Genomic DNA, 13,933 nt, shown 5'->3' with positions numbered 1-13,933 from the left:
TCGGTGAGGCGGTCGAATTCCGCCCATAGACTATCGAAAGGCACGCACTTCCAGCTCTATCTCCTCGTACGCGTTGCCGGCTACCTAAATTCGTGCGCGCGGTCCAATGCCTTTGATTGCTGATGTCGTTGTGGAGACGTTTGATCGCTGAAGCATTTGTTTGCTGACCTAGCGGCGCGGGGGGAGGTCATTTATTTGGTACATCTCCAGCACTCTATGTGCGATCGCGAGGAAAATTTGTCCAGACAAGCGAATTCATCGAATCTGGACAGATCAATAAGTATAATGATGGTAAGATTCGGGGGGCAGGAATGGCCGAGGTTGGACTTTTGGAATGGGCGGATAAGCAGCCCGACTGGATTAGGGATGCCTTAAGAAGACACGCCGCGCGGCCGGGCTTCAACCTCGAGCAGGAGGATAAGGCCGGTGTAACAGCTCGGGTCCGCCACGTCGGTGGATTTACCGCTGATCTGCCCGAATGCTCTCCGCTCTCGGCGGAGCATTTGAGGGCCAACAGTTCGAACGAGCCGCGCGCGGTGCTTTGCTCACTCGGCCCCGTCAAGCATTTGAACCGCCTCGCCGAAGAGCAGCAACTGCGTTTCGCCACCGATGGCATCACCATTATCTACGGCGACAATGGAAGCGGAAAGAGCGGCTATTGCCGGATCGCGAAGAAGCTTTGCCGTAGTCTGACGGCGGATGATCTTCTTGGCAACGTGTTCGAGATCGGCACCAAACCGCCAGCCGAAGTGCTTGTCCGGTTTCTCGAAGAGGGTGCTACGGAACCGACCCCCATAACCTGGAAGGACGGAACGCTGCCCCCCGCGTCAATTGCACGGATCTCCGTTTTCGACTCCGCGAACGCTCGCCTCTACGTCGATAAGCAAAACCGTATCGGTTTTCTGCCCGCAGCCATCGCGCTTCTCGAAAGCCATGGACGTCACCGCACCGAGCTCGAAGCCGACTTCCGGGAAGAAATCAAAGCGATCGAAAAGAACCTAAAGACACCATTGCCGAGTGGGTACACAGCTGCCGGCGCGGTCGTAAAGCTGCTGGCTCGTCTCGAAATCAAGTCAAAGGACGTGATGCCTTCCGCAGCCGAAATCAAAAACCTCGCTGCCCTCTCAGAGCAGGACATGGCTGATCTCGCTGGCCTCGAACAGGCTCTGGCAAGCGACCCTTCAACGATGGCGACAAAGCGTCGGCGTGCCAAGGCGGCCTTGGAAAAACTGCTGACTGCATCTGAACAGATCGACGCGGCTCTCTCAGCGGCGGCCCTCGAGATTTATCGCAATCTATATGCAACAGCCGATTCTACAGCGCAGGCTGCACAACTTGCCGCCTCAGGAGCGTTCGCGACTATGCCGTTGAGCGGCGTTGGGCTTTCTCCCTGGCGGTATATGTTCGACCATGCACGAGCCTATTTAGCGAGCGTCACTGGCATCGATCATCAGCACTTGCCAGATCAGGAAGGCGATCGTTGCATGCTCTGCCAGGAGCCGATGACGGCGGACGCCGCGGGGCGGATCCAATCCTTCAATGACTTCGTAACGGGCGCCGCAAATAAGGCGGCGCAAGTCGCATCTATTGCCCATGAAGAGGCCCTGCGCCAAATCAAAGGACTCACCATTGCGACCGGGGAGGCGGTTGAGGCGGCTCTCGGAGAGTTTGGCGATCTGTCCGCCGCACGCAAGGCGATGGTGGCCCTGATCTCGGCATATTATGTCGAGGCAGGTAAAAGGCGTGATGCAATTGTCGTTGCGGCTGCGCTGTCCGAGTACGCTGCGTTCCCGCAACTTGCGGCGCCAGTTGCATCGAAACTCCGAACGGAGGCGGAGGCGCTAGAGGCCGAAGCGCTGACGGACGACAAGGCAGCGGCCGACGACGGGAACCGCGCTACCGATCGAGCTCGTCGCGATACACTCAAGGATCGGAAAAAACTGGGCGACGATCTCACCATCGTTCTCGCGCGCTTGGCGAATCTCGAAGAGCGGCGCAAGCTTCTCTCATGCTGCGATGCTGTCGAAACAGGCTCGGTGTCACGGCAGATGACGTCGCTTCGACGAAGCCTCGTCATGCAGGATCTCGAAAAGCGCGTCGTCGCCGAGATTGAGACTCTGGCGTTAACGCACATCCCGTTCGCAGTTAATGATCGTAGTCAAGATGGGCAGAGCTATTTCGAGGTCGGGCTCAACGCGGCAAAAGCGATCTCAAACAGCAAGGTCTTAAGCGAAGGAGAGCAGCGCGCGCTTGCCCTGGCCTGTTTCTTAGCCGAGGTCGGAGGAGACACATCGCGTCAAGGCATGATCATCGACGACCCCGTGTCATCTCTCGACCATGTTCGGATCAGGCGGGTCGCGGCAAGGCTCGTAAAAGAAGCGGCCACAGGACGTCAGATTATTATTTTCACCCATAATCTTCTGTTCTTCAACGAGGTGGTTGACGCAGCTGCGCAGGCCAATCCGCCGATTCCCCTTGTTCGAAACTACATCAACAAGTCCGAATCTGCCGGTTTTGGCTTGATTAGCGAAACTGACGAGCCGTGGATCGCACAGTCTGTCACGAAGCGCATCGAGACTCTCAAGACGCGCCTGAAGAGCTTCGACGGCGCCACTGATTTCACCACCGATGCTTGGCGAAGGTCAGCGAAGGATTTCTACAGCGATCTTCGGGAAACCTGGGAGAGGCTCGTTGAAGAAATCCTGCTCGGTAAAGTCGTCGAGCGATTTAACAGCGATGTCAAGACACAGAGCCTGAAGGGTGTGGTGGTCGAGGACGAAGACCACAAGCGAATCTATTGGGCCATGAAGCGAGTTTCGGAGCGTTCTGGACATGACATGGCGTCCGCCAAGGCCATTCCAGTTCCAACACCAAACGATATGAAGAGCGATCTTGATGGAATTGACCAATATCGTATCGACACCACCAAACGAAAAAAGGATGCCGAAAAGCGCCGGATTGAATTCGAACAGCCTCCCAAGGCGACTGTACTCTAGCCTAATGACTATTGTCGTGTATTACTGGCCCTCACTGGCTTCATCCTGCTGCGCATGCCGGTGTCCGCCTGCCGCGGGCGAAGCCGACGTGACGAGGAAGTATCGCGAGGGCGCCAAGCCATCAATGGCTGTGCGCTCGCTCTTCATCTTGGATTTCAGCGCCGAGAAGCCTGACCGCTGGTAGTGCTTCGCCTGCACAATGTCGCCGCCGGCAAGGGCATGTCGACCATCCATCGCGTCGTCCGGTCCCTCGGGAAAGGCCTCGAAACGCTTGTCGATCTCGCGACCTACGAGGTCGCGGGCCAAATCCTCAAACTCGTTATGGGACAAACTCGAGAAATCATAAGCCATGCGCCCAGATTGAGTGCCCATTTGGTGGGCAGACAAGCAACCGGGGGCACAATTGCGTCGTGCCTCTCCATTACCAACAAAAAGATAAACGCGCTTTCCAGGCGATGCGGTCGGATGATCGTTTCGCGCTTGGCAAAAGCGAACGGATTAGTCTATGGCTCTCGGCGGGGGGGCGAGTTATGCGACGGGTGCGAATCCTTCAAGTAGGCGATATTCACTATCCGGATTGGCATCCTTCCTCTAGCAACATCGATGCCAAGGATAGCAAGTTCGCTCCGAAAATAACGCAGAAGCTACGCGCGTCTTCGCTGCGTGCCGTCTTGACGAAGCTTCGGCGGCTGACGACTTCGAAGCCCTTGGATTCGATCGCCTTCATGGGGGATTTCACGAGCCGTGGCGACAAGACTTTCATTGCTTCGGCATTCCAGCATTTCACGTTGCTCTGCCGCGCACAGGGGCGCAGTTCAAAGGCGCTTCCGTTGATATTCGTACCGGGAAATCACGATGTGAACCGTGATGACGCGCGCGAACTTGGACCGACTGAGAAATTCAGCGAAATGGCGAGTTTAGCCGCCCGCTTGGGTTGGCAGACCGTTCCCGTGGACCAACCCGTGCACTTCAGACTTCCGACAGGATCCGCAGGCGCAAACTTCATCCTCGTCAACACAGCGATAGGCAGTTGGGAGCTTCAGAACCTTCCCGCGTTCCTTCGTGATCGTCTCGAGGCACTCGGTCCTTCTACAGAACCTGTAGATCTCGGTTCGCCGGACACCTCGGGACATTCGCCCGCGACACCTCCCAGCGATCCAGACAAGGAGGCGTCCGACGACGAGTATTACGGTCAGATGGACACGCCATACATCTCGCGTGAGATGCTTGCAGGCCTACAGGAATTGCTCCAGCAGCCCGACATGCGTTACGGCATCATGATCGGCCATCACAATCTGCTGCCACAAAAGACTCCGCGCATTACGCCATACGCGGAGATGCTCAACAGCGGATTTGTCAGAACTCAGCTGCTGCAGGGCAACAAGCCTATCGTCTACCTGCATGGACACATACATGCCGATCCGGTCGAGATCGTCAACGATCCAAGGTTTCCGGACGGCAAATTGATCTGCATCTCAGCACCAGGGAGAGCTCGTCGGCATCCGACTTATACCCTACCGCACCAATGTCGCCGACGGGACGGTCATGGAAGGCGAACATTGCTTCATCTCGACTATGTCCAACGGCAAGGCCTTTCTGAACAACGACACGTTTGACCTGATGCGCCGACTGCGCGACCATGCCACCAGGCGCGGGAATGGGTTACTCTTCTGGGACGAGATCACTGAGATTGCCGCCTCCGCCGAGCTCGGGCTAGATTTGGAAGACTCTCTTCTGATGCTCCAAGCGGCGCGCTTCGTCGAGATAGACGGCCTCACGAAGGCAAACTCGGCTTGGCGCATTAAGGTAAGGGACGAATAGAGATGGAGAATCCGTTCGGCCCCAACAGGATCGAGTACGAAAGTCGCCCGATACTGTGGTTCAGTCAGAAGTCGGCCTTGATTTCTGCCGCCGCCAAGCCGGTCTTCGTCGCAGGGACGAGAGGCAGCGGCAAGACCAGTATTCTTCGCTCGCTTTCCACAGTTCATATCCTCGAAGACAAAAGTCTCGCGGACCAAGTCGGCAAGCTCGGCTGGTATGGCGTCTTCTTCCAGCTCAATGAGACATTTTCGCCCCTAATCGACAACGCGGTTCTGAACCTCATTCCGGAGCGGATACGCTTCGACACGGCCGCCGTGATCCCGCGGCAATTCGTAATCTTCTCTCACTATCTGGAGCTGAAGATAGTCGAACGCCTGCTCGAGAGCATCAGCCAGCTCAGACGCGACAGCCACTTGAAATACCGGGCCTCTGAAGATAGGGACGTCGCCTTGGCACTGCATCGCGAAGTGCTGCACTTCATACCCCAACCTGCCCGTCTCGACTTCTTCAGCATAGATGAGCTGCGGGGTGGGATAACCCGGTACGTCGACGAATGCTTCAACGCGTTCTTCTTTGCCGCCGATGAGGGAGCGACCGGCTTCAGAGCGACAGACCCTGGCGCGATCATTAACAAGGTCGCGACCGCGATCACCCCACTTTTAAATGGCCCATCTTTCGCCGGTGACAGGGCGCCCTTCTTCAAGATCCTGATTGACGACTGTGAGGCACTGACACCGCTCCAACAGCAGTTCCTGAACACCTTGGTGAGGAAGACGCGCGGCAATGTGAAATGGGTCCTCGCCTACATCGGCGGCCTTTACGACACGATCCGGACGATCATACCCGGCCAGTCGCTCTCGAATGCTGACCGGGACGTCGAGAATCTTGATTCAGTCGATCCGAGGGAGTTCGCCACGCTGTGCGAGAACGTGTCGTCGCTTCGGCTCTACTATGCGCTTCCTGACCATCTGCGGAGTGATCTCAAGCGCAACGATGCGCTCAGCGCGTTTTCGCTCAAAAACCGGCTGGGGCGGCTTTCCGTCAATGACATCATCGAGCGGGTTATCATATCGGGTCATTCCGAGGGCAGAGAAGAGCTTGTGGCACTTGCTGATGCAGCACGTGAATTCCTCTCCGTGAATTTGAGGACGGCGGATCAGCAGCAATTCCTTCTTGATCGAAAAGCGCGCCCTTATGCCGAAGGGCTGGCGCTCGCGCTCATGAACCCGGAAATCAAGCGCCGGCCCATGAGCAAGGCGGATGCTTCAAATCTGAAGAGGTCGATCGCCCGGAAACAGGGATGGGCTTTTCTGAAAGCGTGCCAGATGCTGCGTCTGCATGACTACCCGTACGTAGGGCACCAGATCATCACATCATTGAGCGACGTCTGTATACGCGATTTCCTTGATATAATGGGAGAGATCTTCCGCCGCAGTGTTCCGAGTTCCAGTGATCCACGAAAACTGGTGGAATTCATCAACTCGGATTTACAGATTCATCTCGAACAGCAGAGACAGGCTGTGAACGCCGCCTCTCAACGGAAGCTTGATGGACTTCAGGCGCTTTCACATCCGTACGAAGAAGAGAGCGTGCGCATGGTGCGGGCGTTGGGTTACCTGACCGCTCGCCTCCAGACAGAGTTTGCCGAAGAAAATGCTCTAGGAACGACAGAGAGAGGCATTTTCAGGGTTGATCTAAAGGAAATGCGCTCGCTGGTGAACCGACTGGAGCAACCCAGCGGAAAACTGGACGAGGTCCTGCGTCGGGCGGAAAGGGATGGGTTTATCCGGGAGGTCTCCGCCGCCGGCAACTTTGAGGTGGACCGCGCCGACCCCGCATCGAAGGAGATGCTGATCAGATTGCATCGGCGATTTGCACCTTACTTCGGGTTCTCCTATCGCGGCCCGTACGAAATCAACACAATCCCTGCGGCGCAGATGGTCGACCTGCTTTTTACCAGGCATCGGCTCCCAGAAGACTGGGCCGACTCGGTGTTTAAGGAGCTCGTCGCGCGGCCCGCACTCAAGACCGAATTCCAGCACTCGCTTTTCGAGAGCGATCTCGAATGACCGCTTCAACTGTCGAGTATCGAGTCTTCGGCCATCTGGCCGTCACTGAGAAGGCGAGAGATGCAGGTACCTGCGAAACGATGGAGGCAGATATCGCGATCGTCGCGCTTGGATGGGAAACGCGTTTCGCCGCGTTCGAAAACCATCTTGACCTGAAGGTCGGCAAAATCGTGGTTCTGGACTTTGCTCTGAAGGAAGCGAACGTCCCAGCCGTCGAAGAAAACCGGCGAAAGCTCATCGCTATGGGTACCCGATGGGGCGTCGAAGTGACTGCGATCACCCTCGAGCCTTCCATCGAGTATCAGAAGAACATCAATCTCCTCGATCACCTGCTCACTCAGATGGCCGCTTCATGTGGCTCATACGAAGGAAGCCTGCGGAAGGTTTTCGTCGAGTGCTCGACGATGCCGCGAATCTACATCCAATGGCTGATTGCGGTGGCATTCAAGAAAATGTCGATTCAGTCTCTCGAATTCGGGTACGCCGAAGGTATCTACGGGAACGCGATCGGCAAAGAGGATTTTTCCAGCGGCTTGGACCGATACGTCACCGTCCCTCATCTTCAAGGCAGCGGAGGAATGGGCGAAGAGAAAGTCCTGCTCGTGGGGATCGGAGGAGATGCCGACGTATTCTACGGATTGATCGATATCGTCAGTCCGGAACGGATCTCGCTCCTCGTCCCAAGAAGCGAGAAGAATGCGCATATCGATGCTTTGCTCGATCAACAGGTGGCCAAGGTACGTGAAACCCACCGGCTCGAAGATGGCGAAGTTCGCGACATCCAGGCTTTCGGGCTGATGGCCCACCTCGATGCTTTCGAGACGTATCTCGACGGGTTCGGCTCGCGTGCGGTGGTGAACGTTTTTGTCAGCGGCCCGAAGGTTCAGGCCATCGCTGCTGCCGTGCTCGCCTGCTCCGACAGCCGCGTCCATCTCAAGGCACGAATTCCCACCTCCTATGCCCATCGTGAAGTCTCAGCGAATGGGCGGTATCATATCTATAGGCTGATTGACCTGACATCCCCTGCCTGCAGCCTTCCCGGGACGTTCTGACACGATCTTGCATTCGAGTAGCATCATGGTCCCAGTAGCCGTTCCGCCAAGCCTTCAGCGCATGTTCGTGTCGCCCGATCCGGTCGATGGGGGACTAATTCCCACTTAGAAGCTGCTCTACATCAGATCAGGGGGAAATGCAGACTGGCAGAATTCCATAATTAGCGACTCAAAACATATACTCAGGCGAGACTGTTTAGCATAGAAATAGTGAGCGCTCTCCAATATGTTAGGCTCTGTCGCAGTAGCGCAACAAGCTCAGTCTTTGGATGGGTGGTATGAGGATGAGACGACTGAATGTGTACAGGCTCAGTCATTTTATCGAGGCTCTCGTTTTTGTCGTAAGCGCGTTCGGTGCGACGTGGCTTACCAGCTTTGTGAACGCGCCATGGTGGGCATATGTGATTATAGCGGCCATCACTATGGGCATGTTCGTAGCCGTGCGTCGGGTCCTTTCTGAGCCGCAACGTATGGGACTCTTGGCACACAACTCGGCAGCGACCTCTGCGTGAACCCAGGCGCCTTGAAAATGTCCCCGATGCGTCCGGATTTTTGGCGGTGATCTTCAATCAAATGCGATGAGCTGCAATTTCTGGCGACGGCCACGCTAAGGGCGGGCCTCCAGCACCATGTTGAACGGTGTCTCCGCGGCGCGACGCAATCGCTTGAAGCCGCCGCCGGTCACAACCTTGCGCAGCCTCGCCTCACCGGCCTGGGCTCCAAGCGCGAGCCCGACTTCCTGCGACACGGATGCGGGCGTGCACACGAAAGTGGAAGCGGCATAGTAAACGCGGCCGACGGGATTGAGGTTCGCCGCCAGATGATCATGCGCGAACGGCTCGACGATCATCCACGTGCCGTCCGGCTTGAGCGATCCGTGGACATGGGTGGCGGCGCCCGTCGGGTCGCCCATGTCGTGAAGGCAATCGAAGAATGTGACGAGGTCATACGTTCCGGGATAGCTCTTGGCGGCCGCCACGTCGAACCGCGTGTTAACGCCGACGCCGGCTACCTCGGCCGCCTTGCGGGCGCGCTCAATCGAGGGGGCATGATAGTCGAAGCCGACGAAGCGCGAATTGGGGAAGGCCTGTGCCATGAGCACGGTCGATGCACCATGACCGCATCCAACATCCGCGACGTCCACGCCGCGTTCGAGCTTCTCGACGACGCCCTCCAAGGCCGGCAGCCAGGAGTCGATCAGATTGGCATTGTAGCCTGGACGGAAGAACCGTTCCGTACCGCGAAACAGACACGCGCTATGATCGTGCCACCCGACGCCCTTGCCGGACTGGAATGCCTGCCTCCCCTTTTCTTCATCGAGCCACAGCGCGGACAGGAACTCGAATGCGCCTGCCATGAAGGCCGGGCTGTCTTCATCAGCGAACACCAGCTCTTGCTCGGCGTTGAGATAGAATTTGTCGCTCGCTTCATCGTAGTCGACGTAACCCGCCGCCGCCTGCCCGGAAAGCCATTCCCTTACGAGGCGTTCCTGGGTGCCGGTGCGTGTCGAAAGTTCGGCGGCCGTCATCTTGCCGCCTTCGCGCAATGCCTTGAACAGGCCGAGTCTGTCCCCCAGCAGGACTCCCGCGCCCGTTGCGATCGCACCGAGATCGCCGACCATTTTCCCCAAGAATGCGTCCAACTTTTCCTGATTCGCTTCAGACATCTGAATCTCCCTTTGGGTTCAATCTCTCCAGGCGACGGAGCCGTGCTCGTCATGAGGCGCCTTGAGCATCAGATGCTCGAAGACATGCAGATATCCCCGGCGGCTCATCCGCGCTGCCGATCCTGCACCAGACCATATCGGTGACGAGCGGCGCGGTGGTCGGGAATGACAGCCACCTCCATGCCGTTGAAAAGCAGGAAATCCGTCACTTTGCCCTCGTCGGTAACCGGCGGAGCCGGAGTGGTCGTCACCAGGGCAAGCCCTGTTGCAGCAGGTATCCTTGGGCAGCCTGTCAGAACATCGATGACTCCGGTTGTGGTGCCGGGGCGGGCGATCAGGGGCCAAGTGATTGTTCCGCGGCGGCTGTATGTTGTGGTAAGGTGATCATGCGAACTCTTGTTGGTCGGTCACGTGTTTTGCGGATGACCCGCATGTACTGTGCCAAATGAGAAAACCATTCAAACGCAATCCAGTAGATCTGACTGTATCCGACATTGTCGGAATTTGGACATCGCCGAACGCGAAGCGCTCGGGGCTTGTGACGATACTTGAGCGTGCTGCTTCGGAGGAGGGATGCGCCTCGAACCGGCCGCGAGGCCTTTTTCTGGCAACGGATATTCCGGCCGGGTTAGGCCGCGAGGAAAGCGACGGTGAATAAGAGGTAGAGGACCAACCGTTTTGAGCGGGTAGTTGCCGTGTTGCGCCCCCAGGCAAAGGCCAGCACCACGGAGCAGTATTTCTGGTGGCGATACTACATCGCCTTTAAGTGCCGGTTACCCGTTTTTACCCAGTTGGCCTGGTGCATTCAGAGCGAGGTCGTTGGAAACCGCTTATTGTGGCTATGAGCAAACTCGGGATGGAGGAGTGGACCCAAAAATTGGCAAAATGCCCCAGGGAGGATTACATGGGTCGCTCATTCCCCGTACTCGTTACAGGTGCGCGTCGCTTCGCAAACAGCTTGCTTTTGACTTGGCGTTTCTTGCCGTTTCGGCATCGCTCACTAATTCGGCCGCTGCCGACACCGTGAACTGGCGTCAATTCGAAGGGACCAGCATAACTTGGGCCTACGACATCCACCCCTATGCGGATGCTCTCGCTGCGCAACTTTCCGGAGTTCGAGAAGCTGACCCGGCATCAAGGTCACGCCGGAACTCTACCCAGACGATTCTTACTGGAACAAGATGACGATCCAACTGACGACGAAGTCGCCAGCATGGGATGTGTTCGGCACTGGCATTCAGCCCGCGTAGGACCTCGCTCCGAGTGGCGCCTGCTGGACAAATACCTGAGTGATCCGAAGCTTACCGATGCTGGATACGACTACATTCGGACATGATCAAGAAGTGCGCGGCTCCTTCCTTCGCCAATGATAACTGGAACCAGGTCGTGGACGGCATCTCGTCCGGCCGCAGCGCGATGACGATCGACTCAAAAATGTTCGGCTTCTGGAACGATGTTGCGGGGAAGCCGGCATCCGGCAAGATCGCCTTCGCTCCGCCGCTGCACGCACCGAGCGCCACGAGCTTGGATTCTGACATCTGGATCTGGGCTCTCGCCATGAACGCGGCTTCCGAAAAGAAGGGCACGGCCTGGCTGTTCATCCCGTGGGCCACCTCCAAGCAGGTGGCGCTCAAGGGTGCCCTTGCTGGCCAGCTCGTCAATCCGCCGCGCACGTCGACCTGGCAGGACGATACCTAGACTAAGTACGCTTCGCAGCCCGAGTTCAACAACTTCGTTGACAGCTTCAAAAAGATACAGGATCAAGCCGCGCTGGCTTTCACACCGCGTGTCGGCTTCGGCGAAGCCATGAACGCATGGGCCGTGGCGATGCAGAAGATGGCAAACGGCGATGACGTCGAGACGACGTTGAGGGCGCTTGCCGAAGAAATCCGCACTGGCCTCTGATCAAAAGGAACAGGGCAGTACTATTGCACTGCCCTGTTCCCGCCAACGGCGGAGATCACGCCGTGTCACCCCAAGCACTTAAACCCAGCGTGCCGATGGCAGGCGAAGGCCCTGGCGCGCGCGCCTCGTCCGGTTCGGCTTCGCTGGAGGGGCGTTCCATCGACTGTTTCAGCCTTGCAATCATCCAGGCGCTGGCCAAAAGCCAGATGGAGCGCCGGCTCAGGAACCGGCGCAAAAAACTCGAGCCTGCCGGCGCTGATCGAGCTGGTGCTGGCGCGGCCGCTGGTGTCGGCAGGCCTGGTCGCGGCCGAGCTGAAAATTAGCCAGCGCGCTGCGCTCGGGCTGGTGCCGAACTCGGCATCCGTGAGGTGACCGGCAGGGGGCGCTACCGGGCGTGGGACCCCGTTTAGCTGCGGCGGGCTTTGGCGAAAGCGACAGCACTGATGATTTTTGCTGTACGCTCATTCTCCCTCATCTGCGCGTTGACAGAAAACCAGCAGGCGAGGGTCACAGCACGCTGTGCTACCCGCGATTTCCGGAAAACCAATGAAAAACGACTTTGATCGATCGCGCGGGACGTATCATTCAACCATGTCGAGAACGGGCGTGACGGCACGTACACTATGGACCGAGAGAACTTTGTCTGGCGACTTTGCGCACGCCTGCAGAACTCTTCGGAAAACTTCCTTCTGTTGATCCAACGATCGTAATGAGCTGGAGTGGCATCGCCGCTCTCCTCGGTTCTTGCTCTCTCAGTTGAACTTGATGCTAGCCTGCACGAAAACGCCGTAGCGCTTTGCCTTCCAATCGTCGGCCTGCGGGGAACCACGACCGCCCATTGCCTCTTCGAAATGAGCGGTGCCGTTATTCGCCACGGCCGCAACATCGCCTCGAGCTGGACGCCATGCCCATCGCCGTCTTCGGGAATTAGCTTGATCTTGGGGCGCATGTGGTGCTGATCTTTGCCGTCGAGCCGCGTGAAGAGGAACGCCACGTCACCAGAAAGGCTGAGTCGCTCGGTGAGTTGCGTCTGCCCGGCCAAGCCGAGTCGCAGCGAATGCCAATCGTTGTCCTGGCTGATGAGGTTGAAGTAGGTGGGACGGTTGGCACACAGGTTCCCCAGTTGGTCGCCTGCTGCGTGCAACCGAAAGCGTCGTAGCTCTCGTGCCAGAAATTGTTGCCAACAAAAGCACCGATGCGGTAGCGCGGTGAATTCAAGAAATTATATCCAAGATCGGCGGTGAAATAGCTGACGCCGCCCCCGCGCTGATCACTGAATGTGTTTGAGTAGCCCCCCATTTCCGTAAGAAGTCCTCGTCATGAGAAAACCCTCCCTGATGCCGCCCGCACCGAGGAGGCCTTTACGAAAATGCCAGTCGGATTGTGGATCGCGTTGAAGAAGACTTCACTCGAATGCGCGTCTAGATCGTCATAGGTGAGCCGCGAGACCAGTGACGTACCTTTATGATTGTAAAGTTCCTTCGATGCGTTGCCGGTACTGGCCAGTAGCGTAGTCCACCCTCGAAGGAAAAGACTGAGGCCGCCGACCCGGCTACCGACGCCGACTCGCAATCACCGGCATTCGACGGCGGTTCGGAACTTCTCGGTGCCGCAGCGCCGGCCAAGCCGGACGGGTCCGGTGAAAAATTCGTCGTCGAGGGCAAGGCGCCCGCTGCTTCGCCCGGCCGCGCCGACGATTTTTCTTGGCCGCCAAGGCGGCAGCCTGCGGCCGGGGCCACAACCGAAACGACCACGGCGATCAGTCCGTAAGCTGCCCGGGGCAGCGGAAGGGCGGAAAGCGCCTTCAGGTGGCCGCACAAGTAGGGTCTCGAGACGGACTCAGCGCGGCAGCACGCTCGATCCCATCAGCGCCTCATCGATGGCGCGCGCCGCCTGGCGGCCCTCGCGGATCGCCCAGACGACCAGCGACTGGCCGCGCCGCACGTCGCCCGCCGCATAGAGCTTTTCGACGCTGGTCCTGTAGTCCCGGTCATTGGCCTCGACATTCTTCGAGCGGCGGCTGTCAATGGCGATCTTCATCTGGCCGGCCAGTTCCGACACCGGCCCGCGAGCGGCTGGCCCGGCAAAGCCGATGGCGATGAACGCGAGATCGGCACGAATGACGAATTCGCTGCCGGCGATCGGCTTGCGCTTTTCGTCGACCTCGCAGCATTTGACCCCGGTCAGCTGGCCGTCTTCGCCGATGAACTCGAGCGTCGCCACCTGAAACTCGCGCTCGGCGCCTTCGGCCTGCGAGGACGAGGTGCGCATCTTGGTCGCCCAGTAGGGCCAGACCGAAAGCTTGTCTTCCTTTTCCGGCGGCTGCGGACGGATGTCGAGCTGGGTGACGCGGACCGCGCCCTGGCGGAAGGCGGTGCCGACGCAGTCGGACGCGGTATCGCCGCCGCCGACGACGACGACATG

The 13,933-nt window shown here is 58.1% G+C and carries 10 protein-coding genes and 3 pseudogenes; 8 read left to right on the top strand and 5 right to left on the bottom strand.

Annotated features, from left to right (window positions below):
• Positions 1-311: 311 nt before the first annotated feature.
• Positions 312-2,996, top strand: coding sequence for an AAA family ATPase (locus tag EOB49_RS08280; RefSeq protein WP_126063811.1), 2,685 nt, complete (start codon positions 312-314; stop codon positions 2,994-2,996).
• A 21-nt stretch (positions 2,997-3,017) separates the two neighbouring features.
• Here EOB49_RS08280 and EOB49_RS08275 read toward each other — a convergent pair whose 3' ends face one another.
• On the bottom strand, positions 3,018-3,347 hold the full coding sequence (locus EOB49_RS08275; RefSeq protein ID WP_186815491.1) for a hypothetical protein: 330 nt from the start codon (positions 3,345-3,347) through the stop codon (positions 3,018-3,020).
• 59 nt (positions 3,348-3,406) lie between these two features.
• On the opposite strand from EOB49_RS08275, the gene EOB49_RS08270 reads away from it, so the two are divergent.
• Genes EOB49_RS08270 through EOB49_RS08255 form a run of 4 tightly spaced genes read left to right on the top strand, consistent with a single transcriptional unit; the run spans position 3,407 to position 7,938 of the window.
• On the top strand, positions 3,407-4,612 hold the full coding sequence (locus tag EOB49_RS08270) for a metallophosphoesterase (RefSeq protein WP_127319045.1): 1,206 nt from the start codon (positions 3,407-3,409) through the stop codon (positions 4,610-4,612).
• Positions 4,572-4,817 (top strand): hypothetical protein, encoded by a 246-nt coding sequence (locus tag EOB49_RS36885; RefSeq protein WP_148129478.1) that lies wholly within the window; start codon positions 4,572-4,574, stop codon positions 4,815-4,817. Before EOB49_RS08270 ends, EOB49_RS36885 begins: the two co-directional genes overlap by 41 nt.
• Before the next feature lie 2 nt (positions 4,818-4,819).
• Positions 4,820-6,886, top strand: coding sequence for a hypothetical protein (locus EOB49_RS08260; protein ID WP_126057629.1), 2,067 nt, complete (start codon positions 4,820-4,822; stop codon positions 6,884-6,886).
• On the top strand, positions 6,883-7,938 hold the full coding sequence (locus tag EOB49_RS08255; protein WP_126057630.1) for a hypothetical protein: 1,056 nt from the start codon (positions 6,883-6,885) through the stop codon (positions 7,936-7,938). The genes EOB49_RS08260 and EOB49_RS08255 overlap by 4 nt, the downstream gene beginning before the upstream one ends.
• Positions 7,939-8,545: 607 nt before the next feature.
• Here the strand turns inward: EOB49_RS08255 and EOB49_RS08250 are convergent.
• Together EOB49_RS08250 and EOB49_RS08245 are read right to left on the bottom strand one after the other, a co-directional pair.
• Positions 8,546-9,604, bottom strand: coding sequence for a class I SAM-dependent methyltransferase (locus EOB49_RS08250; RefSeq protein WP_127380698.1), 1,059 nt, complete (start codon positions 9,602-9,604; stop codon positions 8,546-8,548).
• A 57-nt stretch (positions 9,605-9,661) separates the two neighbouring features.
• Positions 9,662-9,882, bottom strand: a pseudogene (locus EOB49_RS08245) (insulinase family protein); the annotation flags it as partial.
• A gap of 1,054 nt (positions 9,883-10,936) precedes the next feature.
• Between EOB49_RS08245 and EOB49_RS37460 the strand changes: the two are divergent.
• Both EOB49_RS37460 and EOB49_RS36880 read left to right on the top strand, forming a co-directional pair.
• Positions 10,937-11,302 carry an extracellular solute-binding protein gene (locus EOB49_RS37460; protein WP_245472580.1) on the top strand — a complete coding sequence of 122 codons (366 nt, stop codon included), beginning with the start codon at positions 10,937-10,939 and terminating at the stop codon, positions 11,300-11,302.
• Between the two features lie 398 nt (positions 11,303-11,700).
• A pseudogene (locus tag EOB49_RS36880) lies at positions 11,701-11,919 on the top strand (helix-turn-helix domain-containing protein); the annotation flags it as partial.
• Here EOB49_RS36880 and EOB49_RS08230 read toward each other — a convergent pair.
• Entirely contained in the window at positions 11,916-12,653 is a 738-nt protein-coding gene (locus EOB49_RS08230; protein WP_127322442.1) for a hypothetical protein, read from the bottom strand. The pseudogene EOB49_RS36880 and the gene EOB49_RS08230 sit on opposite strands and share 4 nt — an antisense overlap.
• A 431-nt stretch (positions 12,654-13,084) precedes the next feature.
• Between EOB49_RS08230 and EOB49_RS37455 the strand changes: the two are divergent.
• Positions 13,085-13,279, top strand: a pseudogene (locus EOB49_RS37455) (DUF459 domain-containing protein); the annotation flags it as partial.
• 69 nt (positions 13,280-13,348) lie between these two features.
• On the opposite strand, the gene EOB49_RS08220 reads toward EOB49_RS37455, so the two are convergent.
• Positions 13,349-13,933 (bottom strand): FAD-dependent oxidoreductase (locus EOB49_RS08220; protein WP_164781619.1); only part of this gene is annotated, 585 nt, incomplete at its 5' end.

The organism is Mesorhizobium sp. M7A.F.Ca.MR.148.00.0.0 (assembly GCF_003997735.1).
In the GTDB taxonomy this organism is placed as follows: domain Bacteria; phylum Pseudomonadota; class Alphaproteobacteria; order Rhizobiales; family Rhizobiaceae; genus Mesorhizobium.
This window is presented reverse-complemented; position numbering and strand designations above follow the sequence as displayed.